This is a genomic window from Hydrogenophaga defluvii, from assembly GCF_042665235.1.
Lineage (GTDB): Bacteria > Pseudomonadota > Gammaproteobacteria > Burkholderiales > Burkholderiaceae_C > Hydrogenophaga > Hydrogenophaga defluvii_A.
The window spans coordinates 25,428-49,360 of the sequence record NZ_JBHTBZ010000035.1; the positions used below are offsets into that span (position 1 = coordinate 25,428).

Annotated in this window: 20 protein-coding genes; 8 read left to right on the top strand and 12 right to left on the bottom strand. The window is 65.5% G+C overall.

Annotated elements, in window-relative coordinates:
- Positions 1-18: 18 nt before the first annotated feature.
- Complete coding sequence (rng, locus tag ACFQU0_RS12990) at positions 19-1,530, top strand: ribonuclease G (protein WP_382201444.1); 1,512 nt, start codon at positions 19-21, stop codon at positions 1,528-1,530.
- 27 nt (positions 1,531-1,557) lie between these two features.
- On the opposite strand, the gene ACFQU0_RS12995 is transcribed toward rng, so the two are convergent.
- The 11 genes from ACFQU0_RS12995 to ACFQU0_RS13045 form a co-directional block, all read right to left on the bottom strand.
- Positions 1,558-2,088: a MarR family winged helix-turn-helix transcriptional regulator gene (locus ACFQU0_RS12995; RefSeq protein WP_382201446.1), complete on the bottom strand. Its 531-nt coding sequence runs from the start codon at positions 2,086-2,088 to the stop codon at positions 1,558-1,560.
- A 19-nt stretch (positions 2,089-2,107) separates the two neighbouring features.
- On the bottom strand, positions 2,108-2,527 hold the full coding sequence (locus ACFQU0_RS13000; RefSeq protein ID WP_382201448.1) for an acyl-CoA thioesterase: 420 nt from the start codon (positions 2,525-2,527) through the stop codon (positions 2,108-2,110).
- On the bottom strand, positions 2,524-4,230 hold the full coding sequence (locus ACFQU0_RS13005) for an acyl-CoA dehydrogenase family protein (RefSeq protein ID WP_382201450.1): 1,707 nt from the start codon (positions 4,228-4,230) through the stop codon (positions 2,524-2,526). The genes ACFQU0_RS13000 and ACFQU0_RS13005 overlap by 4 nt, the downstream gene beginning before the upstream one ends.
- Positions 4,227-4,955, bottom strand: a complete 729-nt coding sequence (locus tag ACFQU0_RS13010) for an ABC transporter ATP-binding protein (protein ID WP_382201452.1) — start codon at positions 4,953-4,955, stop codon at positions 4,227-4,229. Before ACFQU0_RS13010 ends, ACFQU0_RS13005 begins: the two co-directional genes overlap by 4 nt.
- A gap of 1 nt (position 4,956) precedes the next feature.
- A complete protein-coding gene (locus ACFQU0_RS13015; protein ID WP_382201547.1) occupies positions 4,957-6,708 on the bottom strand; it encodes a branched-chain amino acid ABC transporter ATP-binding protein/permease in 1,752 nt (583 codons plus the stop codon).
- Positions 6,709-6,870: 162 nt separating this feature from the next.
- The gene (locus ACFQU0_RS13020; RefSeq protein WP_382201454.1) at positions 6,871-7,911 is read right to left on the bottom strand and encodes a branched-chain amino acid ABC transporter permease; all 1,041 of its coding nucleotides are present in this window, start codon (positions 7,909-7,911) and stop codon (positions 6,871-6,873) included.
- A gap of 69 nt (positions 7,912-7,980) precedes the next feature.
- Positions 7,981-9,114 (bottom strand): ABC transporter substrate-binding protein, encoded by a 1,134-nt coding sequence (locus ACFQU0_RS13025; protein ID WP_382201456.1) that lies wholly within the window; start codon positions 9,112-9,114, stop codon positions 7,981-7,983.
- Between the two features lie 178 nt (positions 9,115-9,292).
- Complete coding sequence (locus tag ACFQU0_RS13030; RefSeq protein WP_382201458.1) at positions 9,293-10,057, bottom strand: 3-hydroxyacyl-CoA dehydrogenase; 765 nt, start codon at positions 10,055-10,057, stop codon at positions 9,293-9,295.
- 34 nt (positions 10,058-10,091) lie between these two features.
- Complete coding sequence (locus tag ACFQU0_RS13035) at positions 10,092-11,342, bottom strand: thiolase family protein (protein ID WP_382201459.1); 1,251 nt, start codon at positions 11,340-11,342, stop codon at positions 10,092-10,094.
- A gap of 8 nt (positions 11,343-11,350) precedes the next feature.
- On the bottom strand, positions 11,351-13,228 hold the full coding sequence (locus tag ACFQU0_RS13040) for a feruloyl-CoA synthase (RefSeq protein ID WP_382201460.1): 1,878 nt from the start codon (positions 13,226-13,228) through the stop codon (positions 11,351-11,353).
- Positions 13,229-13,266: 38 nt separating this feature from the next.
- Entirely contained in the window at positions 13,267-14,049 is a 783-nt protein-coding gene (locus tag ACFQU0_RS13045; RefSeq protein ID WP_382201462.1) for a crotonase/enoyl-CoA hydratase family protein, read from the bottom strand.
- Between the two features lie 168 nt (positions 14,050-14,217).
- On the opposite strand from ACFQU0_RS13045, the gene ACFQU0_RS13050 reads away from it, so the two are divergent.
- The 7 genes from ACFQU0_RS13050 (at position 14,218) to ACFQU0_RS13080 (ending at position 21,325) form a co-directional block, all read left to right on the top strand.
- Positions 14,218-15,003, top strand: coding sequence for an enoyl-CoA hydratase/isomerase family protein (locus ACFQU0_RS13050; protein WP_382201464.1), 786 nt, complete (start codon positions 14,218-14,220; stop codon positions 15,001-15,003).
- Positions 15,004-15,032: 29 nt separating this feature from the next.
- Entirely contained in the window at positions 15,033-16,079 is a 1,047-nt protein-coding gene (locus tag ACFQU0_RS13055) for an aromatic ring-hydroxylating dioxygenase subunit alpha (RefSeq protein ID WP_382201466.1), read from the top strand.
- A 134-nt stretch (positions 16,080-16,213) separates the two neighbouring features.
- Positions 16,214-17,251, top strand: a complete 1,038-nt coding sequence (locus tag ACFQU0_RS13060; protein WP_382201468.1) for a TRAP transporter substrate-binding protein — start codon at positions 16,214-16,216, stop codon at positions 17,249-17,251.
- Between the two features lie 99 nt (positions 17,252-17,350).
- Positions 17,351-17,827: a TRAP transporter small permease gene (locus ACFQU0_RS13065; RefSeq protein WP_382201469.1), complete on the top strand. Its 477-nt coding sequence runs from the start codon at positions 17,351-17,353 to the stop codon at positions 17,825-17,827.
- Positions 17,824-19,143: a TRAP transporter large permease gene (locus ACFQU0_RS13070; protein WP_382201471.1), complete on the top strand. Its 1,320-nt coding sequence runs from the start codon at positions 17,824-17,826 to the stop codon at positions 19,141-19,143. Before ACFQU0_RS13065 ends, ACFQU0_RS13070 begins: the two co-directional genes overlap by 4 nt.
- 4 nt (positions 19,144-19,147) lie before the next feature.
- On the top strand, positions 19,148-20,128 hold the full coding sequence (locus ACFQU0_RS13075; protein WP_382201473.1) for a Bug family tripartite tricarboxylate transporter substrate binding protein: 981 nt from the start codon (positions 19,148-19,150) through the stop codon (positions 20,126-20,128).
- A gap of 36 nt (positions 20,129-20,164) precedes the next feature.
- Complete coding sequence (locus ACFQU0_RS13080; RefSeq protein ID WP_382201474.1) at positions 20,165-21,325, top strand: NAD(P)/FAD-dependent oxidoreductase; 1,161 nt, start codon at positions 20,165-20,167, stop codon at positions 21,323-21,325.
- A 33-nt stretch (positions 21,326-21,358) separates the two neighbouring features.
- Here ACFQU0_RS13080 and ACFQU0_RS13085 read toward each other — a convergent pair whose 3' ends face one another.
- Positions 21,359-23,734, bottom strand: coding sequence for a polysaccharide deacetylase family protein (locus tag ACFQU0_RS13085; RefSeq protein ID WP_382201476.1), 2,376 nt, complete (start codon positions 23,732-23,734; stop codon positions 21,359-21,361).
- Positions 23,735-23,933: the final 199 nt, after the last annotated feature.

The window sequence follows — 23,933 nt, forward strand, 5'->3', positions numbered from 1 at the left end:
TTTCAAGCCACACATCCGATGAGTCAGGACATTCTGATCAACTGGGCGCCCCAGGAAACGCGGGTTGCCGTGATCGAGCAGGGCGCGGTGCAGGAAGTGCACCTGGAACGCACCTTGGAGCGTGGCCTGGTGGGCAATGTGTACCTCGGCAAAGTGTCGCGGGTGTTGCCGGGCATGCAGTCGGCCTTCATCGATATCGGGCTGGAGCGTGCGGCCTTTTTGCATGTGGCCGACCTCATGCCCCAGATCAACGCCAAACACGGCCCCAAGGACCGCAACGCGACCGCCAGCGCGGCCAGCTCGGGTGGCGACGGTGTGTTGCCCATCGAGCGCCAGGTGTTCGAGGGCCAGGCCCTCATGGTGCAGGTGCTCAAGGACCCCATTGGCACCAAAGGTGCGAGGCTGACCGCCCAGATCAGCATCGCCGGCCGTTTGCTGGTGTTTTTGCCACAGGACAACCACATCGGTGTGTCGCAAAAAATCCCTGGCGATTTGCGCGAATCGCTGCGCCAGCGCTTGACGACGCTGACCGCCTTGCCCGGTGGCCAGGTCAGTGGCGGCTTCATCCTGCGCACCAATGCCGAGGATTCGACCGACGAGGAACTGGCCGAGGACATCGCCTACCTGCGCAAGACCTGGGACCGCATACGCGAAGCCGCCTCGCGCCAGCCACCGGCCAGCCTGCTGCACCAGGACTTGAACCTCATGCAACGGGTGCTGCGCGACTTGGTGGGCGCTCAGACCCAGTCCATTCGCATCGACTCGCGCGAGCAGTTTGGGCTGATGCAGCAATTCGCCACGGAATTCATGCCGGCCACCCTCAAACGCCTGCAGCACTACAGCGGTGAACGTCCCATCTTCGATCTCCACAACATCGACGAAGAGATTGCGCGCGCGTTGAGCCGGCGCGTGGACCTCAAGTCGGGGGGCTACCTGGTCATCGATCAGACCGAAGCCCTGACCACGGTGGACGTCAACACCGGCGGGTTTGTGGGTGCACGCAACTTCGACGAGACGGTGTTCAAAACCAACCTCGAAGCGGCGCAGGCCATTGCGCGCCAACTGCGCCTGCGCAACCTGGGTGGCATTGTCATTGTCGATTTCATCGACATGGTGCGCGATGAGCACCGCACCGCCGTGTTGGCCGAGTTTCGCAAACAGCTCGCGCGCGACCGCGTGAAAACCATGTTGGGCGATTTTTCACAGCTGGGCCTGCTGGAGATGACCCGCAAACGGACCCGAGAATCGCTGGCCCACATGCTCAGCGAACCCTGCCCGGCGTGTGAGGGCAAAGGTGTGGTGAAAACCGCGCGCAGCGTGTGTTACGACATCCTGCGAGAAATCTTGCGCGAAGCGCGGGCCTTCAGCCCGCGCGAGTTCCGCGTGGTGGCTTCGCCGCAGGTGGTGGAGTTGTTCCTCGATGAGGAAAGCCCACACCTCGCCGGTCTGTCGGACTTCATTGGCAAGCCGATTTCACTCACCAGCGAAAGCTCCATGACGCAGGAGCAGTACGACATCGTCCTGCTGTAAACGGGTGGGTGCGTCCCACCACCCCGCTCACATCGTCTGATCTGACGCGGCAGGGCCCCGCGTGGGCCGGTACACCCGCCGCAACAAGCTGTGCAAGGTCTCACGCTCCTGTGGGCTGAGGTCGCTCAGGGTGTCCAACTCCAATTGCGAGGCGGTGCGTTGTGCTTTGGTGTACAGCTTTTTGCCGGCGGCGCTCAGGTGCAAACCTTGGGCGCGGCGGTCGGTGGGGTGTTCGCGTTTTTCGATCACGCCTCGCGTTTCCAGAACGCGCAGCATGCCCACCAGGTTGGGCGGCAGGATGTCCAGCGCGCCACACAACTGGCGCGAGGTGATGCCGGGGTTGTGGGCGATGAGCGACAACACCGAAAAATCGACCGGGCGCAGTTCGTACTGCGCCATGCGCTCCAGAAACACCGAAATGATGGTCAGCGCCGCGCGGCGGGCGTTGTAGCCGGTGAGGGTTTCGAGGTAGCTGGTGTCGATGTCGCCCTCCACTGTCGCCGCCTTGCGGGGCGACGAACTGCGTTTGAGGCTGCGGGCGGTGCTGGGTTCGGCCATGTGTGTGCGTGGGGATGGCTCAGGCGCACAAAGCCTTGATGTCCTCGGGCACCGGGATGGCCTTGATGCGATCCGGGTTCTCGGGGGGGTGCACGACGAAAGCGCGGGTTTCCCGGCCCTCGCACAACACCGTGTCGCCACGTCGCACCACATGTTTCTGGATGAACACCTTCTCGCGCCATTCTTCCACGGTGGTTTCGATGCGCAGCGTTTCGCCGTAGGTGGCGGGCACCATGAAGCGGGTGTTGATCTCCAGCAGCGGTGTGCCGACGATGCCACGCGTCTTGATCAGCTCGCGCCAGGGTGGCACGCCGTTGGCCATGAAAAAATGCAGCGAGGCGGCGTCCATCCACTTGGAGAAGTTGGGAAAAAAGACGATGCCGGCGGGGTCGCAATCGCCGAACTGGACCTGGACGTCGTAGAAGGTGGACTTGCTCATGTGATGACGGTGTGAGGCTGTGATTGTGCACAACGCGCGAGCACCATGTGCTGGCGCATGGCCAATTCGGGCAAGACGCGCTGGCGCAGGGCCAGGGCCGGGCGGCTCCAGCGCTGGTCTTGCAGCGAGGCGGCGTTTTCGATCTGGCGCCAGGCCCAGTCCAGCAGCACCAGGGCGGTGGCGCGCAGGTAGTCGCCCGCCACCTCATGGGCCAGGGTTTCGTCGGTGGGCGCGGCCAACACCACGGCGGCGGTCATGTCACGCAGCGCTGCGATGCGTGGCTGGCTTTCGGGATGACCGTCGTCAAGTTCGTCGAGCAGGGCGTTCAGGGCCGCGCCTCCGTCGGGCAGCACCTTGCGGATCAGCAGGTCGATGGCCTGGATCTCGTTGGTGCCTTCGTAAATCATGCTCACCCGCGCGTCGCGCACGATTTGTTCGATGCCCCATTCCCGCACGTAGCCGTGGCCGCCAAACACCTGCAGGCATTCGCTGCCGCCGCTGAAGGCTTGTTCGGTGAAGGCGCTCTTGAGCACCGGGGTGGTCAGCGCGCACCAGCGCAACGCGGCGGCACGGCGTTGGGCGTCGGGGTGGTGTTTGGCCACGTCCAGCTCCAGCGCGGTGCGGTAGGCCAACACGCGGCCGGCGTCCAACCAGGCGCGCTGGGTGTCCAGCTTCTGGCGCATGGCGGGGTGGCGGTGGATGAGGTCGGCCGCTTCACCGTCCACACGCGGGCCGGGCGCGCGCATCTGGCGGCGCTCGGCAGCATAGGCGTTGGCCTTTTGCCAGGCGGCGTCCAGCAGCCCCACGCCTTGCAAGGCCACGTGCAGGCGCGCGGCGTTCATCATGACGAACATGGCGTTGAGCCCACGGCCCGGTTCGCCGACGATTTGTGCATGGGCTTCGTCGAAGCGCATCACGCAGGTGGGGCTGCCGTGCAGGCCCATTTTTTCCTCGATGCGTTCGCACACCACGGCACTGCGGCTGCCATCGGCGTAGAACTTGGGCACCAGGAAAAGTGACAGGCCCTTGGGGCCTGCCGGCGCGTCGGGCAGGCGGGCCAGCACCAGGTGCACGATGTTTTCGCTCAGGTCGTGTTCGCCGCCCGAGATGAAGATCTTGGTGCCGCTCAGCAGGTAACCGCCGTCAGGCTGCGGCACGGCCTTGGTGCGCACCAGCCCCAGGTCGCTGCCCGCGTGGGTTTCGGTCAGACACATGGTGGCCAACCATTCGCCGGTGGCCAGCTTCTCCAGGTACTGCGCCTTGAGGGCGTCGCTTGCGTGGTGTTTCACACACTCGTAGGCCCCATGCAGCAGGCCGGGCGCCATGGTCCAACCGTGGTTGGCCGCGCTCAGCCACTCGTACAGCACGGCTTCCAGCACGCTGGGCAGGCCCTGGCCACCGTCTTCGGGGGCCGTGGCGAGCGCGGGCCAGCCGGCTTGCCAGAAGGCGCGATAGGCGTCGGCAAAACCGGGTGGCGCGGTGACCGTGCCAGCCTCGAAGCGGCAGCCGATTTCATCGCCATCCCGGTTCAGCGGCGCCACCACCTCGCCCACAAATTTGCCAGCCTCTTCGAGCACCTGCTGCATCAGGGCGGGGTCGGCCACGTCGGCCAGGGCGGGGAGCTCGGCCAGTTGCTGCGGCAAGCGCAGCACATCGAACAGCAGAAAGGTGGTCTCTGCCGGGTTGGGGCGGTAGGCGTTCATTGTTTGGCGGCCCCGAGGTAGGTGTCGATCACGCGCGGGTCGCGCGCCAGCTCGGCTGCGGGGCCGTGCAGGCTCAGTTCGCCCATTTCCAGCACGTAGCCGTGGTCGGCCACGGCCAGCGCGGCGCGCGCGTTCTGCTCCACCAGCACGATGGTCACGCCGGTCTGGCGCAGGGTTTCGATGATGGAAAAGATCTCTTTCACGATCAGCGGCGCCAGGCCCAGGCTGGGTTCGTCCAGCATCAACACCTGCGGGCCCGACATGAGCGAGCGGCCCACCGCCAGCATCTGGCGCTCGCCGCCCGAGAGCGTGCCGGCCAGCTGGGTGCGACGTTCTTTCAGGCGCGGAAACAGGGCGTAGACGTCGTCCAGGCGCGAGCGCCACTGGGCGTTGCCCAGGCGCATCTGGCGGTAGCCGCCCAGCACCAGGTTGTCTTCCACCGGCATGGTGCCGAACAGCTCGCGTTTTTCGGGTACCAGAGCAATGCCACGCATCACGCGTTCTTCCAGGGTGAGGGTGCCGATGTCCTCGCCCTCGTACTCGACCAGGCCTTTGGACGGCAGCAAGCCCATCATGCTGTTGAGCAGGGTGGATTTGCCGGCGCCGTTGGGGCCGATCACGGTGATGACGCTGCCTTTGTCGGCGTGCAGGTCGATGCCATGCAGCACCTCGGCGCGGCCGTAGCCGGCGCGAAGCTGGTGGATGCGAAGAAGGGGGGTGCTCATGTCAATGTTCCGTGCCGAGGTAGGCCGCGCGGACCTTGGGATCTTGCTGAACCTGGGCGGGTGTGCCCTGGGTCAGCAGGGTGCCGAACTCCATCACCACCAGGTGGTCGCAGACCTGCATCACCAGGTCCATGTCGTGCTCCACCAGCAGGATGCTCACGCCTTCGCGCTGCAACTGGCGCAGCACATCGGCCAGGGCCTGCTTCTCTTTGTGGCGCAGGCCGGCGGCGGGTTCGTCCAGCAGCAGCAGGGCAGGGTCGGCGCACAGGGCGCGGGCGATTTCCATCAGGCGCTGAGGGCCCATGGCCAGGTTGCCGGCCTGTTCGTGCAGGTAGGCGCCCATGCCAATGCGCTCCAGTTGGCGTTGCGCTTCGCGGAACAGCCGTTGTTCTTCGGCGCGGTTGGTGCGCAACATGGCGGGGAGCACGCCCTTGTTGCCCCGGGTGTGGGCGCCCAGCGCCACGTTTTCCAGCACCGTCATGTCGGCAATCATCTTCACGTGCTGGAAGGTGCGGGCCATGCCCAGTCGCGAGATTTCGCGCGAGGGCTTGCCACCGACCGCCTGGCCCCGGAACACCACTTGCCCGCTGGTCATGCCCAGCACGCCGGTGATGAGGTTGAAGGTGGTGGACTTGCCCGCACCGTTGGGGCCGATCAAACCCACGATTTGCCCGGCCTGAATCTGGAAGCTGATGTCGTTCACCGCGGTGAGGCCACCGAACTGCTTGCGTATGGCTTGCACGTCCAGCACCACCTCGCCTGAGGCGGGTTTGCTGCGCTCGGGTAGGGCGGCGGCGTTGGCCCAATCCACCTTGCGCTGTTTGCGCGGCAGCTTGCGTTCCACCAGCGACCACAGGCCATCCGGCAGGTACTTGAGCACCAGCACCATGGCGATGCCGAACACGATGACCTCGTAGCTGCCGCTGGTGCCAATGAGCTTGGGCAGCAGCACCTGCAACTGGTCGTCCAGCAGCTTGATGAGCCCGGCACCGGCGATGGCGCCCCACACGTGGCCCACACCGCCCAGCACCGCCATGAACAGGTACTCGATGCCCATCTTGAGGCCGAAGGCCGAGGGGTTGACCGTGCGCTGGAAGTGCGCCAGCAGCCAGCCGGCCACCGAGGCGAACAAAGCGGCCAGCACGAAGATGGTGACCTTGTAGCGGAAGGTGCTGATGCCCATGGCTTCGGCCATTTGCGAGCCGCCCTTCATGGCGCGGATGGCGCGGCCGGCACGCGAGTCCAACAGGTGCAGCAGGGCAAAGGCCAGCAACAGCAGGATGGCCCAGGTCAGCACAAAAAAGGCGCGGCCTTGGCCGATGTCGAAGCCACCGATGGACAGGCTCTTGATGCCCAGCAGGCCGTCGTACTTGCCCAGCGCGTCCAGGTTGCCCATGGTGTAGTACAGCGACAGGCCCCAGGCGATGGTGGCCAGTGGCAGGTAGTGGCCCGACATGCGCAGCGTGATGACACCCACCACCAGCGCGCTGATGGCAGTGAACGCCAGCCCGATGAACAGCGTGACCCACGGCGAATAGCCCAGGTTGAGGGTGAACCAGGCGGTGGTGTAGGCGCCAATGCCCACAAATGCCGCCTGCCCGAAGGAGGTCAGGCCACCAATGCCGGTGAGCAGCACCAGGCCCAGCGAGGTGAGGCTGTACAGGCCGATGTAGTTGAGCTGCGTGATCCAGAAATCAGGCAGCGGCAGCACCGCGATCAGCGGCACGGCGGCGATGAGGGCAGCCAAGCCCATTTTCCTTATATCCATGGCGACTGTTCCGACGTGTGTTGCGCGTCAAGTGCGCTCAGGCGGGGGACACCGCCGGGCCGGCTTTGCCGGACGGCTGGTGTCGCCCCCTTGAGGGGGGATGCGGCCACGCGAAGCGGGCAAGCGACGGGGGTGGGCTTTTTCACTTCAGTGGTCCTCGTCGGAGTGGCCGCTGGTGATGGAGCGGATCAAGAGCACCGGCAGGATCAGCGTGAACACGATCACTTCCTTGAAAGCGCTGGCCCAGAAGGAGCCAAAAGATTCGACGACACCCACGAACATGGCCCCGATGAGGGCGCCCGGGTAACTGGACAGGCCTGCCACCACGGCGGCCACAAAGCCCTTCAGGCCGATGAGGAATCCCGAGTCGTAGAACACGGTGGTGGTGGGGCCGATCAGCAAGCCCGAGAGCGCGCCCAGCAGGGCCGCCATGGTGAAGGTGAGCTGGCCCGAGCTGTGGGTGGAAATGCCCATGAGGCGCGCGCCGGTGCGGTTGACGGCGGTGGCGCGCAAGGCCTTGCCCTTGAGCGAACGCTCGAAGTAGAGGTAGAACAACACGATCAGCGCCACCGTGCTCAGACCGATGATGATGGTTTGACCGCTGACGGTCAGTGGGCCGATCTGGCCCCGGTAGTCCCAGAAGCTGGGGTTGCGGAAACCCTCGGCGCCAAAGAACAACAGACCCAGGCCGGTCATGGCGAAGTGCACGCCCACCGAAACGATGAGCAGCACCAGCGGCGTGGCATCTTCCAGCGACTGGTAGGCCACGCGGTAGACCAGGGGGCCGAAGGCGGTCACCACGGCCACCGACAACAGCGCTTGTGCCACCAACGGCCACTGCTGAGGTGCCGCCCAGATGGTGAACAGCGACACGATCACCGGCGCCAACAGGGTTTTGAGTGCGGCCTGTGTGGCGCGGCCCGCGTGGCCGTGGTGGCGGAAACGGGCCACCCCTTCCATCACGGCGGCGATGCCGGCCAGGATGAGCAGCAGCCACACCGTGCCGGGTGTTTTGCCGGTCTGCAGCATGGCGAGGGTGAGGGCCCCGTAGGCGACAAACTCGCCCTGCGGGATGAAGATGATGCGGGTGACGGTGAACACAAGCACCGTGGCGAGGCCCAGCAGCGCGTAGATGGCGCCGTTGGTCACACCGTCCAGCAGCAGAATGCTGGCGATCGAGAAATCCATGGCCGGGTCCGGGTTGGGGAGGGAGAGGGTGGGGCGGCGCCACGCGGGCACACACCCCGGGGACGACGCTTATTCGACCTTGAACTTGCCGTCCACGACCTTGAGCATCACACCGGTTTCGTTGGTGTAGCCCCAGTGGTCGGCGGCGGTCCAGTTCATCACGCCGTGGGCGAAGATGGTGCGGCCCATGGTCTCCATGCCATCACGCAGCGCTGCACGGAACTCGGGCGTGCCGGGCTTGGCTTTCTTGAGTGCGGCAGGCACAATTTTTTCCAGCACCACCTGTGCGTCGTAGGCATGGCCGGCGAACTGGTTGCGCGAGTTGGCGCCGTAGGCTTTTTCGTACTTCTGCACGAAGTCGATGGCCTGTTTTTTGGACGGGTGGGTGTCGGGCAGTTGTTCGGCAATCACGGCCGGGCCGGACACCACAAACGAGCCCTCCACCGCCTTGCCGCCCACGCGCATCAGGTCTTGGGTCGCCGCAGCGTGGGTCTGGTAGATCTTGCCTTTGTAGCCACGGTCCACCACGGCCATGTGCGGCATGGCGGCACCCGAGCCCGAGGCCACGATCAGCATGGCGTCGGGGTTGGCCGAGGTCAGCTTGAGGGCTTGTGGGGTCACGCTGGTGTCGGTGCGGGCAAAACGCTCGGTCGCCACGATCTTGATACCGGCCTTGTCCAGCAGCGGGGTGATTTCCTTCAGCCACTGTTCGCCGTAGGCGTCGGTGTAGCCCAGGAAGCCCAGGGTTTTCACGCCCTGTTTTTTCATGTGTTCCACCACCGCGCTGCCCATCACGGTGTTGGACTGCGGCAGGCGGAACAGCCATTTGTCCTTGCCCGCAGGCACCCCCACGGGCGAACCGGCCAGTTGCACCGTGCCGGCTTCGCTGGCGATGTCGGTCATGGCGGCGGCCACAGCGGTGATGCACGAGCCGATGATGAGGTCCACCTTGTCTTCGGTCACGAAGCGGCGGGCGTTGGCCGCGCCCTTGCCGGGGTCGGTGGCGTCGTCCAGGATGATGAGGTTCACCTTCTCACCGCCAATGGTTTGCGGGAACAGCTTGAAGTAGTTCTGCATCGGGATGCCCAGGCCCGAACCCGGGCCGGTGAGCGATAGGCTCACGCCGACGTTGATGTCGGCTTGTGCAGCACCGGTGGCCAGCACGGCCACGGCGGTGGCGATCAGGGTCTTGATGTTTTTCATGGTGTGTCTCCTAGGGGTGGTTGGGGAACGGGGGAACAAAAAGGTCAGCAGGTCAACAAGCGGCAGCGCATGAACAGGTTCATCCGCGGGACACCGTCGGGCCGGCTCTGCCGGACGGCTGGTGTCGCCCCTTGAGGAGGATGCGGCCACGCGCAGCGGGCAAGCGACGGGGTGGGCTTCATCTCGGCGCCATGCGCAGGGCGCCATCCAAGCGAATGACTTCGCCGTTGAGGTGGGTGTTGGTGACGATGTGGCAGGCCAGTTCGGCGAACTCCGATGGCTTGCCCAGGCGCGGCGGGAAGGGGATGCTGGCGGCCAGCGAGGCCTGCACCGGCTCGGGCAGGCTTTTCATCAGCGGCGTGGCAAACAGGCCCGGGGCGATGGTGCACACGCGGATACCGTGTTGCGCCAGGTCGCGCGCCATCGGCAGTGTCATGCCCACCAGCCCACCCTTGGAGGCGCTGTAGGCTTGCTGGCCCACTTGGCCATCGAATGCCGCCACCGAGGCGGTGAACAACATCACGCCACGTTCGCCGTCTTCCAGTGGATCGAGCTTGGCGCAGGCCGCTGCAAACAGGCGGCTGGCGTTGTAGGTGCCCACCAGGTTGACGGTGATGACCTTGCTGAAATCGTCCAGCGGGGCGGCGCTGCCGTCTTTTTGCACCACACGTTTGGCGGTGCCGATGCCGGCGATGTTCATCAGAATGCGCGCCGGGCCCAGGGTCGAAGTGACCTTGTCGAACGCCGCTTGCAGGCTGTCGGTGCTGGTGATGTCGCAGGGGCAGGCCACGCCGCCGATGTCAGCGGCCACACGCTCGGCGTTGGCCAGGTTCACGTCGAGCACCGCCACCTTGGCGCCCAGGCGGGCCAGCTCGCGTGCGGTGGCTTCACCGAGGCCGGAACCGCCGCCAGTGACGAGGGCCACTTGTCCTTGAATCTGCATGGTCGAGTCCTTTGTGTTTTGTCGCTGTGAAAGATCAGGCCGCGTCGGGGTTTTCGACCAGCAGCGCAATGCCTTGCCCACCGCCCACGCAGGCGCTGGAGATGCCGTAGCGCAGCCCGCTGCATTGCAGCTCGCGCGCCAGGGTGATGGTCAGGCGCACGCCGGTGGCGGCCAGCGGGTGACCCAGTGCGATGGCGCCGCCGTTGACGTTGAGCTTGGCCAGGTCCAGGCCCAACTCGCGGCCCACGGCCAGGGTTTGGGCGCCTTGGGCTTCGTTGATTTCAAATCGGCCAATCTGGTCCAGCGTGAGGCCGGTGCGGGCCAGCAGCAGGCGGATGGCCGGTGCCGGGCCGATGCCCATGATTTCGGGCGGCACGCCCACCGCAGCGGCGGCGACGATGCGCGCCAGCGGCTTTTTGCCATGGGCTTTGGCGTAGGCGCCCGATGCGACCACGGCCGCCGCCGCCGCGTCCACCAGCGCCGAGCTGTTGCCACCGGTCTGCACACCACCTTCGTACACCGGCTTGAGCTTGGCCAACACCTCCACCGGGGAGATGCGGGCGTGGGTGTCGGTGGCCACCTCGGTGAGCTTGCCTTGCAGCTTGATCCCGCGAGGCTTGTAGCCGTCGAGTTCGAACTTTTCGGTGACGACCGGCACGATCTCGCCGGCGAGGAAGCCACTTTCCTGTGCTGCCACCGCTTTGGAGAAGGAACTGGAGGCAAAAGCGTCCACGTCTTCGCGGCTGATGGCGTACTGCTTGGCCAGGTTCTCGGCCGTCTGGATCATGTTGATGCCGGCAGCCGGGTCTTTCAGCGCCTCCCACATGTAGTCCTTGAAGCCGACGGGCGCGCCGAGTTTGAAACCGGTGCGGTGGTCGAAGGCGGCGATGGGGTTGCGCGTCATGCTCTCGGTGCCCACCACCAGCGCGGCCTCGCAGGCGCCGCCCTGGATGTGTTCACCGGCCTGGCGAAACAGCTCGAAGCCGGTGCCACAAATGCGCTGGGCCATGATGGCCGGCACTTCCACCGGCACACCGGCGTAGAGCCCGATGTGGCGGGGCAGGAAAAACTGGTCGAAGTCGCCGGGCGCCATGTTGCCCGTGACCACCGAGCCGATGTCGCTGCCGGGCACACCGGCCCGGGCCAGCGCGGCACGGGCCGCCTTGATGCCCAGATCCGTGGGCGAGATGTGGCCCAGTGCGCCGCAGTAATCGACCATGGGCGTGCGCACACCGTCCAGCATCCAGACGTCGTCGAAGGAGGAGAAAAAACCGGGGTTTGCCATGGTGCTTGTCACTGCGGAAGGAGGATGTGGTGCAGGCGGCCGCCGTGCAGGGCGTCCACCGTGTCGGCACGGTGGGCCAGCACGGCGCGCTGGTTGATGGAGCCTTTGTCGGTGACCTCGCCCCGGTCGATGGTGGGTGGTTCGGCCAGCAGGCACAGGCGGGCGATGCGGTTGGCGCTGCCGGTCGCGTTTGCTGCCAGTGTGTTCACCACCGACTGGAAGTGGGCCAGCACCGGGGCACTGGCCAGCACATCGGCCATCGCGGCGTCGGCCGGCAAGCCAGCCAGTTGGCGCACGGCCTGGGTGGGGAAGACCATGGCACCCACCTCTTTGAGGTTGAGGCCGGTCAGCACCACATCCTGGATGTAGGGCGCGCCGGCCGCGATGACCTTGGCACGCAGCGGCCCCACGCTCACGAAGGTGCCCGTGGCGAGCTTGAAGTCTTCGGCAATGCGGCCGTCGAACTTCAGGCCCAGGTGCACGTCGGTTTCGTCGATCCACTTCACCGCGTCGCCGGTGCAGAAAAAGCCTTCCTCGTCAAAGGCCTCGGCGGTTTCTTTGGGTGCGCGCCAGTAGCCGGGGGTGATGTTGGGGCCCTTGTAGCGCACCTCGGTTTTGCCGTCGGTGTCCACCAGCTTGAGTTCCAGGCCGGGTGTGGGCACACCCAGATCGCCTGCGGTGACGAAGGGGTTGGTCACGAAGATGCCAAACGGGCCGGATTCGGTCATGCCCAGCCCGGTGCCCATGACGATGCGTTCGCCGATTTCCCGCTCTTCGCTTTCGTACAGGCTGTCCCAGATCGGCTGGGCCAGGGCGGCGCCAGCGTAGAAGAACATCTTGACGCGCGAGAGCAGGTTCTTGCGCAAGGCGTCGTCGGTTTTCATGGCGTTGGCGATGGCCTCGAACCCGGTGGGCACGTTGAAGTACACCGTGGGGGCGATCTCGCGCAGGTTGCGCAGCGTCTCGTGCATCAACGCGGGCGTGGGTTTGCCGTCGTCGATGTACATCGTGCCGCCGTGGAAGATCACCATGCCAACGTTGTGGTTGCCACCGAAGGTGTGGTTCCAGGGCAGCCAGTCGCACAGCACCAGGGGCTGCTCGGCCAGCACCGGCATGGACTGCGCCATTTGCTGCTGGTTGGCGCACCACAGGCGCTGTGTGTTGATGACAGCCTTGGGCAGCTTGGTGGAGCCGCTGGTGAAGAGGAACTTCACGATGGTGTCAGGCCCCGTGGCGGCCATCGCGGCGTCCACGGCGCTGGTGGCGTCGGTCAGGGTGATCTGTTCAAAAGACGTGACCTGGCGATCCGCCACACCGCCGTGGGACAGCACCACCTCCACATCGGCCGGCACCGCCGCGGCAATGGCTTTGGCGTAGCGTGCGCCGTCGGTGGCAAACACCAGGCCCGGCGTCACGGTGCGCAGCACGTGTTTGAGTTTGTCGTAGTCCTGGCTGATGAGCGAGTAGGCCGGCGAGGTGGGCACATAAGGGACCCCCGCCACCATGCAGCCCAGGCCCATCAAGGCGTGGTCCAGGCTGTTTTCGCTCAGGATGACCACCGGGCGCTCGGCGCTCAGGCCGCGGTTGATCAGCGACTGGGCGATGCGCCGCGCGGTGTCCCAGGCTTCGCGGTAGCTGACGTGTCGCCAGTCGCCGAGGGTGGTTTTACCTTGCGCATCGGTGGTGGGCTGGCGTTGCGCCATGAAGCTGCGCTCGGGCGCGGTCTCGGCCCAATGGCGCAACCGGTCGGTCAGGCGCTCGGGGTAGGGCAGCAGGTCTTGCTCGGCGCGCAGGTAGTGGGTGCCGGGCGCGCCGTCGCGCAGGTGCACGCGGGTCACGCCAAAGCGCATGGGGCGGAACCGCGGGGAAGTGTGGGGGGTGCTCATCTTGTCTCCGTTGTTCTTTTTTCTTCTTCTTCGAGGCGTCAGGCTTTTTTCACCTTGGCCGCCTTGCCTTCAAGAAAGGCGCGCACCCTCTCTTTGGCTTCTGGGGCGGCCTGGGCAATCGCGGCCATCATGGCTTCGGTCATGAAACCGTGGTCGGCCGGCTGCTCGGCAATCCGGGGCAGGGCATGCATCAACGCGTAGTTGGTCAGCGGCGCGTTGGTGGCGATCTGGGTGGCGAGGGCCAACGCCTTGTCCAGCGCGGTGCCGGCAGGCACCAGGTACTGCGCCAGGCCCACGCGCTCGCCGTCTGCGGCGTTGTAGACGCGGCCCGTCAGCATCATGTCGGTCATGCGGGCCACGCCGATCAGCTTCGGAATGCGCACCGAACCACCACCGCCCACGAAGATGCCGCGGGTGCCTTCGGGCAAGGCGAAGAACGTGGTTTCGTCGGCCACACGGATGTGGCAGGCGCTGGCCAGCTCCAGACCGCCGCCCACCACGGCGCCGTGCAAGGCGGCCACCACCGGCACCGGGCCGTTCTGCACACACTCCAGTGCCGCGTGCCACATGCGCGAGTGATGCAGGCCTTGGCCGGCGTCGCGCTCCTGCAGTTCCGACAAATCCAGGCCGGCGCAGAAGTGGTCGCCCTCGCCGTCAATGACGGCCGCGCGCACGCTGCTGGGCAGGTTCTGGAAGGTGTCGCGCAAGGCCAGGATCAGCGCATCGTTCAGCGCGTTGCGCTTGGCGGCGCGGGTCAGTTTGATGACGGCGATCTGTTGCTGATCGCCGTGCAGGGTGAGGGTCAGGTCGGTGCTTGCCATGGTGTCTGAATGTCGGTATGGTGGGCGATTATGGTTATAAAAAATAACTAATTCAATGGGTCAGGCATGCCCAATTGACTGGTGTTTACCCTGATGTGGTGTGCGCCATCCCACCCGCTGCAAGCCGCCGCGGCATGTTGAACAATGGCTTCTTTTTTTCGCCTCCTCATGAGCCCTCAGACCGCTTCCTCGTCGCCCGCGCTGCACATCGCGCAGGGTGTGGCCACCCTCACGCTGAACCGCCCCCAGCACCGCAACCGGCTGGAAGACGGCGACCTGTTGCTGCTGCTGGAACACATCGCGGCGGTCAACGCCGATGTGTCGGTGCGTGCGCTGGTGCTGACCGCCCAACCCAACCAGCCGCGACCGGTGTTCAGCGCCGGCTACCACCTCGGGGCGTTTCGCGATGACGGCGAAACCGGCCCCATGCCCTTTGAAACCGTGCCCGACGCCCTGGCCACGGCGCGCCCGCTGACCCTGTGCGCCTTGCCTGGCAGCGTCTACGGCGGCGCCACCGACCTGGCCCTGGCCTGCGACTTTCGGTTTGGTGTGGAGGGCATGGAGCTACGCATGCCGGCCGGCGCCTTGGGCCTGCACTACTACCCCAGTGGCATGCAGCGCTACGTGGCCCGGCTGGGCTTGGGTGTGGCGCGCAAGTTGTTTTTGCTGGCCGAGACCGTGCCCGACCGCGATCTGCTGCAGCTGGGTTTTCTGGACAAGCTGCTGCCCGCGAGCGAGTTGCAGGCCGCTGTGCAGGCCTGGTGTGCCCAGGTGTTGGCCATGGGGCCGCTGGCGGTGCAAGGCATGAAGCAGTCGCTCAATGAAATGGCCCTGGGCTGGGGCCAGCCCACACTGTGGCGCGAACGCGAAGCCGCCACCAAGGCCAGCGCCGATTTCGCCGAAGGGCGGCAGGCCTTTGCCGAGCGCCGAGCGCCGAAATTCGTGGGCCTTTGAAAACCCTTTTCTTGTTCTGGACACAAAACATGACCTTCCCCAAAAACGCCTGGTATGTGGCCGCCACAGCCGATGAAGTGGCCGACAAACCCCTGGGCCGCATGGTCTGTGGCGAACGCATCGTTTTCTACCGCAGCGATGCCGCCCAGGTGGCCGCGCTGCAGGACTTCTGTCCCCACCGGGGCGCCCCGCTGTCGCTGGGCCGGGTGTGCGCGGGCAAGCTGGTGTGTGGCTACCACGGGCTTGAAATGGGTTGCGACGGCAAGACCGTGGCCATGCCTGGTCAGCGTGTGGGTGGGTTCCCGCCCATACGGGCCTACCGGGCGGTGGAACGTTATGGTTTTGTGTGGGTGTGGCCGGGCGACGCCTCGTTGGCCAACGCAGACGATATCCCCGTGCAGCCCTGGCACAAGCACCCCGACTGGGCCTACGGCGGTGGCTTGTTCCACATCCGCTGCGACTACCGCCTGATGGTGGACAACCTGATGGACCTCACGCACGAAACCTATGTGCACGCCGGCACCATCGGCCAAAAGGAAATCGACGAGACCCCGTGCAAGACAACGGTGAACGGCGACGAGGTGGTGACCAGCCGCTTCATGCACGGCATCGAGGCACCGCCGTTCTGGAAGATGGCCTTGCGTGGCCACGGCCTGGCCGACGATGTGCCTGTAGATCGCTGGCAGATCTGCCGCTTCACCCCGCCCAGCCACGTGATGATCGAAGTGGGCGTGGCCCACGCCGGCCACGGCGGTGTGGAGGCGCCCCCCGAACACAAGGTCTACAGCATCGTGGTGGACTTCATCACCCCCGAAACCGAGACCACCATCCACTACTTCTGGGGCATGGCGCGCAAGTTCCAGCCGCAGGATGGTGCACTGACCGACGCCATCCGAGCCGGCCAGCACAAGATTTTTTCGGAAGATCTGGAGATGCTCGAACGCCAGCAACTCAACCTGCTGACCTGGCCGGAGCGGCCTTTGCTCAAACTCAACATCGATGCCGGTGGGGTGCAGGCGCGCAAGGTGATCGATCGCTGGCTGGCGCAGGAGCAGAGCGCCCGCTCACCCACGTGATGGCGTGGCTGGGTCATATCAAAGCGGTATATCTACATGAGTGAAATTGCGCTTGCGTTTGAACGGTGGACATTGCAAAGTCAGCGCCTAGGCCCCTTGGTGGGCCCGCAACATCCACCGACAGGAGACAACACATGAGATTCGTGAACCGACGCGCTGCCTTGGCCGCCGTGGCTGCGCTGGCCGCCACGGCCACCTCCACCGCGATGGCACAACAAACCGTGACCCTGCGCCTGCACCAGTTTTTGCCGCCGCAGGCCGTCATTCCGGCCAAAGCCATCGTCCCCTGGGCGCAAAAGGTGGAGGCCGATTCGGGTGGACGCATCAAGATCCAGCTGTTTCATGCCATGCAACTGGGTGGTGCGCCGCCGCAGCTGTTTGACCAGGCCAAGGACGGCGTGGCCGACATCACCTGGACCGTGCTGGGCTACACGCCAGGGCGCTTCAACAAGTCCGAGGTGTTCGAGTTGCCCTTCATGAGTGGTGTGGCTGAACATTCATCGCGCGCGTTCTGGGAATACGTGCAAGCCAACGCTGCCGACGAATTCAAGGACGTCAAGCTGCTCGCGGTGCACACGCACGGCCCCGGGCTGTTCCACACCAAGGCACCTGTCACCGGCCTGGAAAGCTTGCGCGGGATGAAGATTCGCGGTGGCTCGCGCGTCATCAACAACATGCTGGTCAAGCTTGGTGCCACGCCGGTGGGCATGCCCGTGCCCGCCGTGACGGATGCCTTGTCCAAGGGCACCATCGACGGCACGACCATTCCTTGGGAGGTCACGCCGTCGCTCAAGGTCACCGAACTGGTGAAGAACCACACCACATTTGCCGGCAAGGAGGGCCTGTACACCCAGACCTTCGCGTTCTCGATGAACAAGGCCGCCTACGACAAGTTGCCAGCCGACCTCAAGGCCGTGATCGACAAGAACTCGGGCATCGAAACGGCGGCCATGTTTGGCCGCGCCATGGACGAAGGTGATCGCACCGGTCGCGAGATCGCGGTCAAGGCCAAGAACAACATCATCGAGCTGGATGTGGCCGAAACGCAGCGCTGGCGTCGCACCGCCGGGTCGGTGGAAACCGACTGGGTCAATGAAATGAAGGGCAAGAACATCGACGGCGCCAGGCTGGTGTCGGAGGCTCGGGCGCTGATCGCCAAGCATTCGCGATAATGCGCGCGTTCTGACGGTACCGGTGTGGGCCGGCCGTCGCCCCGCCGATGTTTCCCCTAGCCTGGGGGAACGTCGGCTTGTTTTTTGGACGGATATGTTTTGAAGACACTGTCGTTTCTTGCACAGGCCTGCGCGGTCATCGCGGGCCTGCTTCTCACCCTGGTCACGCTGGTGACCTGCGTGAGCCTGATTGGGCGCAACACCACCGGCTCTACCCTGCTGGGCGATTACGAGTTGACGGCGGTGGCGGCCGGCGCGGCCATCACCTTGTTTTTGCCGCTGTGCCAGTACCAGCAAGGCAACATCATTGTGGATTTTTTCACCAGCCGCATGCCGGCGCGCATCAACGCGCGCTTCGACCGGTTTGGTGCCCTGCTGTTGTCGCTCATGTTGTTTTTGCTGGCCTGGCGCACCGGGGTGGGTTGCATCAACGCTTTTCAATCGCAAACCACCACCATGATGCTGGGCTTTCCCGAGTGGATCGTGTACGCCGCCATGGTGCCACCGCTGGTGCTGACCGGCGTGATTGGCCTGGCCCAGTGCCTGTTTGGTTTTGATGCGAAGGATGGCGCATGAGCTCGTTGACCATCGCTTTGCTGATTTTTGGCGTCATGCTTGTGCTGATGGTGGTGCGGGTGCCCATCGCCGTGGCCATGTTCGCCGCCGGTGTCTGGGGTTACCTGTATCAGGTGGGGCTGCCGCCGTTCCTCAACAACCTCAATGGCCTGGCCTACGCCCGTTTTGCCAGCTACGACCTCTCGGTCATCCCGCTGTTCATCCTGATGGGCAACTTTGCCACGCAGGGTGGGATTTCCAAGGCCTTGTTCCAGTTTGCCAGCGTGCTCACCGCGCGTTTCAAGGGTGGGCTCGCCATGGCGGCGGTCATGGCCAGTGCCGGTTTTGGCGCCATCTGTGGCTCCTCCATCGCCACGGCGGCCACCATCACCTCGGTGGCACTCCCGGAGATGAAGCGCCACGGCTACTCTGGCCGGCTTTCCACGGGCACGCTGGCAGCAGGGGGCACCCTGGGCATCCTGATTCCCCCGTCGGTCCCGCTGGTGATCTACGCCATCTTGACCGAGCAGAACATCGCCAAGCTGTTTGCGGCGGCCACCGTGCCTGGCATCCTGGCCATGCTGGGTTACATGACCGCGATCGCCATCTACGTGCGCCTGGTGCCCGGCCATGCGCCCGACCAAGACAAGGACTTGCCCGCCATGTCGCTGGAGGCCCTAATGGGGGTGCTGCCCATTGCCATCGTGTTCCTGGTGGTGTTTGGCGGCATCTACGGGGGGCTGTTCACTCCCACCGAAGGGGCGGGCGTGGGCGCCGCCAGCACCTTTGTGGCGGCTTTGCTCAAGCGTGAGCTGACGCCGGCCAAGATCAAGGAGTGTTTCCTCTCCACGGCGGCCACCAGCGCCATGATCTTCATGATCTTCATTGGTGCCGACATGATGAACGTGGCGCTTGCGCTGACCCAGGTGCCGGCCCAACTGGCGGCGCTGATCAAGGACCTGGCCGTGCCTCCTTTGGCGGTGGTGGCCGGCATCCTGCTGTTTTATGTGGTGTTGGGGGCCGTGATGGACGAGCTGTCCATGATCCTGTTGACCATACCCATTTTCTTCCCGGTCATCATGGGCCTGGACTTCGGGATGTCGCAGGAGCACACCGCCATCTGGTTTGGCATCATGGTGTTGATGACCGTGGGCTTTGGCTTGCTGGCACCACCCGTGGGACTCAACGTGTACGTGGTCAACGGCATGTCCAAAGGCGTGCCCATTGCCGAGAGCTACAGAGGCGTGCTGCCCTTTCTGGCCAGCGACGTGGTCCGCACCACCTTGTTGCTGCTGTTCCCGCCCATCTCTTTGTGGCTTGTTCAATTTGTCGGGTGACCTCATGACGCAAACCCTTCTTCATCGCCGCCGTGTTGTCGCCGCTGCCCTGGGCGTGTTCGCGCTGCCCCTGGCGGCACAAACGCCCAGCTACCCCAGCAAAGCGGTTCGGGTGGTTGTGCCCTTTGGCGCCGGTGGCGTGGGTGACCTCACCGCCCGCGCCGTGTCGGCCGAACTGGCCAAGCGGCTGGGCCAGCCTTTTGTCATCGAGAACCGCCCGGGTGCGGGTGGGGTGGTGGCCGCCGAGACGGTGGCCAAGGCCGAACCCGATGGCCACACGGTGTTTTTGATGTCCAACGGAACGGCGGTCACGGCCGGCCTGTTCAAGTCGCTGCCTTACGACACGCTCAAAGACTTCACGCCCGTGTCCACCCTGGGCAACTTCGACATCGGCGTGTTGGTGCCGGCCGACTCGCCCCACAAAACACTGGGTGAACTCCTGGCCTGGGCGCGCGCCAACCCGGGCAAGCTCAACATCGGCAGCATCAACATTGGCAGCACGCAGCACCTGGCGGCCGAGTTGTTCAAGAGCACCGCCGCACTGCAGGCGCAGGTGGTGCCCTTCAACGGCACGCCGGCCCTGGTGACCGCGCTGCGCGGCAAACAAGTGGATGTGGCGGTGGAAATCCTCGGCCCGGTGATGCCGCAGATCACGGGCAACGCCGTGCGGGTTCTGGCCGTCACCGGCACACGGCGGTCGCCCTTGTTGCCCGCCGTGCCGACGGCGGAGGAGGGCGGCGTCAAGGGTTTTGTGGCTTCGTCGTGGAATGCCTTTGCCGTGCCCTCCAAGACACCGCGTGAGGTGGTGCAGCGCTTGCACGAAGCGATTGCCGCTGTGCTGGTCATGCCTGAGTTGCAGAAGCGTTTGCGCGACATGAACGTGGAGCCCGACCCGGCCACGCCGCAGGAAACCGCCGCCCTGCTGGCGTCCGACATCCGGCGCTGGAGCGAGGTGATCGACAAGGCCGGCATCCCGCGCCAATGACCCGCGGTCCGCTGGTCTGTGCGCCACAATGGGCGCATGACAACATCCTTTTCTGCTGAACAATTGGCCGCCGCCGAGGCGGTGGACGTGGTGGTGGTGGGCGCTGGCGCCGTGGGCCTGGCGGTGGCGCGGGCCTTGGCCCAGGCAGGGCGCGAGGTGCTGGTGCTGGAGCGCGAAACCGCCATCGGCACCGGCGTGAGTTCACGCAACAGCGAGGTGATCCACGCGGGCCTGTACTACGAACCCAGGTCGCTCAAGGCACGCTTGTGTGTGCGGGGCAAAGAGCTGCTCTACGCCTTTTGTGAAAGCCATGGCGTTGCGCACCGCCGCTGTGGCAAGCTGGTGGTGGCCACCGATGCGGCGCAACTTGACGCGTTGAAAAACATCGAGGCACGCGCACAGGCCAACGGCGTGCCGGTCGAGTGGCTGAGCGGCGCGCAAGCCCGTGCGCTGGAGCCGGCGCTCAGCGCCCAAGCGGCCTTGCTGTCGCCCAGCACCGGCATCGTGGACAGCCACGGCTTGATGCTCGCGTTGCAGGGTGACCTGGAAGCGGCGGGTGGCGCGGTGGCCCTGGCCTCGTGGTTGGTGCGTGGCGAGGTAGGGGGCGACGGCACCGTGCTGGAGGTGGTGGCCGATGGTGCACCCATGTGGCTCAAGGCCCGCACCGTGGTCAACGCTGCGGGGTTGTTCGCCTGCCCGGTGGCACGCGCTATTCGGGGCCTGGACCCACGCCATGTGCCCACCGAACGGTATGCCAAAGGCAGCTACTTTTCGCTCGCCGGTAAAGCGCCTTTCTCGCGCCTGGTGTACCCAGCGCCACAAGACGCCTGGCTGGGCGTGCACCTCACGCTGGACCTGGGTGGGCAGGCCAAGTTTGGCCCAGACCTGGAGTGGTTGCCCGCCGGCCAGGACCCGCTGGCCATCGACTACACGGTGGACGCCCGGCGCGCCGACGGTTTTTACGGCGAAGTGCGCCGCTACTGGCCAGCCCTCGCCGATGGTGCGCTCCAGCCCAGCTACAGCGGCGTTCGGCCCAAGCTGTACGGCCCGGGCCAACCCGCACCCGACTTCCGCATCGACGGCCCCGAGCAACACGGTGTGCCGGGTCTGGTCAACCTGTTTGGCATCGAGTCGCCGGGCCTGACCAGCGCGCTGGCCATTGGCGAGCACGTGGCCAGGCTGCTGCAGGTGGCATGAGCCGCCACTCGTCTGGCCGTGGCGCAGACCCGATCACGACGATGGCTGCGCCGTGAACACCAGCTGTGTGCCGGCACCGGCCTGCACCAGCCAGAAAGTGGGATCGGTGCCCGTGACCGTGGCATTGCCCGACACCAGTACCGGAGCGCTGGTGTAGCGGCTGCGCGGCAACCGCCAGGTGAACTCGTTCAGGCTGACCGGGTGCGCGGCGGTGAATTGGATGCTCCCTGTGGCGGCGTCGCGATTTTCGCTCCAGGTGACGCGGTCCCGGGTGGTCATGAAATCGGCGAGCCTGGGCATGGTGTACCAGGCGAGCCGGCCGGCCTGGCGCTGCGTGCGTGCGTAGCCCAGCATGTCGCTGAGCACGTCGAACCAAGCATCGGCACCCGGCGGGTGGGCGTAGACCATGCGTGAGGTGTTTTGGGCGATGTTGAAGTCCATCAGCTCTCGGTACCACTGGATGACGTTGGCCTTGGGCACCTGGTAGCCCTGAAATTCCTCGTAGGTCGCGTACAGGCCATTGGGTGTGACGGGGACCACCCAGATCGACGGATTGAGCAGGACGCCGTCGCGGTATTGCCGGGTGACACCCAGCCCCGTGTGACCACCGAAGTAGGTGGCGACCACGCCGCGGCGGGCCAGCCAGTCCATGGCCCACGGCGGGTTGTTGCCTTCCGGCGCCGAGTAGCTGCGGCTGGCGCGGTTGATGGTGTTGTCCACCGCCTTGTGGTTGAGCACCAGACACTGCTCGAAGTTGTCCACGCCCGTGGCCTTGTTGCGGCATGCCCCACCGGTGCTGACGAACTGGTTGAACTCGCTGACCTTGGGGCCGTAGAAGTTGTGTATCCAGCCACCATGGCTGCCCACGGCGTGGCCAAAGTTGTTGAAGTTGCGCAACATGGTCTTGCCGGCGGTGTTCGCAGGCAGGTTCCAGCCCAGCCCGTCCCCAGCGGTGAGCAGATCGGGCCCGGCGGTCATGTCGATGGAGAACAGTGTGCCCGCTTCGCGGAAGACGTTTTTCTGAATCAGCCGCTGGGTGGGGGCCTGGGCCACCTTGGCATCGAGGTGCCAGTCGAGTGTGATGCCGGCGACGCCGTTGGGCATCGCGGACAGGTGGGCCAGTCGCAGCAGTTGATGGCTGAAGTAGTGCAAGAAGCCGTGCATGGGCAGGGCGTCAGTGCGGCCCTTGAGGTAGGTCAGCGGCAGGTTGACGAACAGAACCTGGCCCAAGCCCACCGGGTTGATGCCCGCGACCAGACCGAACTGGGGCGAACTCACCAGCGCGGTTTGGCCGGGGTGGGCGCTGCCGCCAAAGTCACCCTGGGTCACGTAGCTCGGGTACATCAACGGTCCCAGCAGGTAGCCGGTGTAGGTGTCGGTGGGGTCGCCGCTGGTTTCGCGTGTGCGCAAGGTGCGCGCCAGCGCGGTGGTGGTGACGCCGGGCACGGGGGGGGCCTTGAAGGCTCGGCCGTAGTTGATCACGACCTCCCGCCGTGGCGGCTTGCCTGTGGTGGGCAGGCTGGAGTCGGCGTGGCGCAGCCCCAGGAACTGCTGCGGGTCAAAGCCCCGGGCGCCGCCTGGGTCGGCTGGCGACACCGGCAGGTACAGCGCGGTGGTGCGCGACACACCAGCCGCTTTCTGCAAGCCCGTGGTTTCGGTGGCAGCGCCCACCCGCAGCGGTGCGTTTGCCATGGGGGGCTCATAGGGCAAGGATTTGCCGGGCGGCACCTGCAGCGCCCGCAAGGTGCTGCGCAGTGCCATCACCGGTCCAAAGCCCGTGGTGCGGTCCCGCAGCGCGTCGTACAGCACGTAGTCCACACCGGCGAGTCCATTCAGACGCGAGCCGCCGGTGGTGGGATAGAAGCCATTGGGCAGCAACGCGCCAAAATCAAAGCTCAACAAGGTGTTGCCCCCGTTGCTGGTGTAGCGCGTGATCGCTTCGATCAGCGTGTCGGTGGCGCGTGTGTGCAAGCTGTCGGGCAGCACCAGGCCGGCGTAGGCGTTGGCGCCAGCACCGAGTTGCATGAACTCGGTGTCGGTGATGGGGGCCAGCCGGACACCCACTTCGGACGCAGCGTCCTGCCAGGACCTGACGCGTGGGTCGCTGACCGACTGCTCGTCGGGCAGCAACAGCAACAGCAGGCCAGGGTCACCTGTTGCCGGCAGCGCCATGGCGACCAGCTCGGTGCCAGTGTCCGTCGCGGCCTCGGGCGCTGTTGCGGCCGGCGTGGGTTTCGCCAACGTTGCCGGTTCATCTGGCACCGGTTGCAGTGCACGCAGGCTGGGCAACCCGTTGTCGTCGGCGGACGCCAGTCCTTCAGCGGCAGTGGTGTCGGTGCCACCCCCACATCCGGCCAGGGCCGTTAACACCAGGGCCGTGAAGACGGCCACCCCATGAACAACACGCATACAAGCTCCCTTGGAAGTTGTGCCCACTGCCGGACCGGAGGCCAGGTTCTTGGACGCTTGCAGTCTTGTCCCGGCAAGGCCTGGGTGTCTGTGTGATGTCGCACACTGATGCGAGGTGTTGATGCGCGGGTTGTGCCGTACCGCTTGGGAACCGATACCATGGCCGCCATGTGACCCGTGGCACATCTCAACCGGAGAC

Excerpts from the sequence above, each read along its gene's own strand:
- rng (WP_382201444.1), top strand. The coding sequence starts at position 19 with ATGAGTCAGGACATTCTGATCAACTGGGCGCCCCAGGAAACGCGGGTT.
- ACFQU0_RS12995 (WP_382201446.1), bottom strand. The coding sequence starts at position 2,088 with ATGGCCGAACCCAGCACCGCCCGCAGCCTCAAACGCAGTTCGTCGCCC.
- ACFQU0_RS13000 (WP_382201448.1), bottom strand. The coding sequence starts at position 2,527 with ATGAGCAAGTCCACCTTCTACGACGTCCAGGTCCAGTTCGGCGATTGC.
- ACFQU0_RS13005 (WP_382201450.1), bottom strand. The coding sequence starts at position 4,230 with ATGAACGCCTACCGCCCCAACCCGGCAGAGACCACCTTTCTGCTGTTC.
- ACFQU0_RS13010 (WP_382201452.1), bottom strand. The coding sequence starts at position 4,955 with ATGAGCACCCCCCTTCTTCGCATCCACCAGCTTCGCGCCGGCTACGGC.
- ACFQU0_RS13015 (WP_382201547.1), bottom strand. The coding sequence starts at position 6,708 with ATGGGCTTGGCTGCCCTCATCGCCGCCGTGCCGCTGATCGCGGTGCTG.
- ACFQU0_RS13020 (WP_382201454.1), bottom strand. The coding sequence starts at position 7,911 with ATGGATTTCTCGATCGCCAGCATTCTGCTGCTGGACGGTGTGACCAAC.
- ACFQU0_RS13025 (WP_382201456.1), bottom strand. The coding sequence starts at position 9,114 with ATGAAAAACATCAAGACCCTGATCGCCACCGCCGTGGCCGTGCTGGCC.
- ACFQU0_RS13030 (WP_382201458.1), bottom strand. The coding sequence starts at position 10,057 with ATGCAGATTCAAGGACAAGTGGCCCTCGTCACTGGCGGCGGTTCCGGC.
- ACFQU0_RS13035 (WP_382201459.1), bottom strand. The coding sequence starts at position 11,342 with ATGGCAAACCCCGGTTTTTTCTCCTCCTTCGACGACGTCTGGATGCTG.
- ACFQU0_RS13040 (WP_382201460.1), bottom strand. The coding sequence starts at position 13,228 with ATGAGCACCCCCCACACTTCCCCGCGGTTCCGCCCCATGCGCTTTGGC.
- ACFQU0_RS13045 (WP_382201462.1), bottom strand. The coding sequence starts at position 14,049 with ATGGCAAGCACCGACCTGACCCTCACCCTGCACGGCGATCAGCAACAG.
- ACFQU0_RS13050 (WP_382201464.1), top strand. The coding sequence starts at position 14,218 with ATGAGCCCTCAGACCGCTTCCTCGTCGCCCGCGCTGCACATCGCGCAG.
- ACFQU0_RS13055 (WP_382201466.1), top strand. The coding sequence starts at position 15,033 with ATGACCTTCCCCAAAAACGCCTGGTATGTGGCCGCCACAGCCGATGAA.
- ACFQU0_RS13060 (WP_382201468.1), top strand. The coding sequence starts at position 16,214 with ATGAGATTCGTGAACCGACGCGCTGCCTTGGCCGCCGTGGCTGCGCTG.
- ACFQU0_RS13070 (WP_382201471.1), top strand. The coding sequence starts at position 17,824 with ATGAGCTCGTTGACCATCGCTTTGCTGATTTTTGGCGTCATGCTTGTG.
- ACFQU0_RS13075 (WP_382201473.1), top strand. The coding sequence starts at position 19,148 with ATGACGCAAACCCTTCTTCATCGCCGCCGTGTTGTCGCCGCTGCCCTG.
- ACFQU0_RS13080 (WP_382201474.1), top strand. The coding sequence starts at position 20,165 with ATGACAACATCCTTTTCTGCTGAACAATTGGCCGCCGCCGAGGCGGTG.
- ACFQU0_RS13085 (WP_382201476.1), bottom strand. The coding sequence starts at position 23,734 with ATGCGTGTTGTTCATGGGGTGGCCGTCTTCACGGCCCTGGTGTTAACG.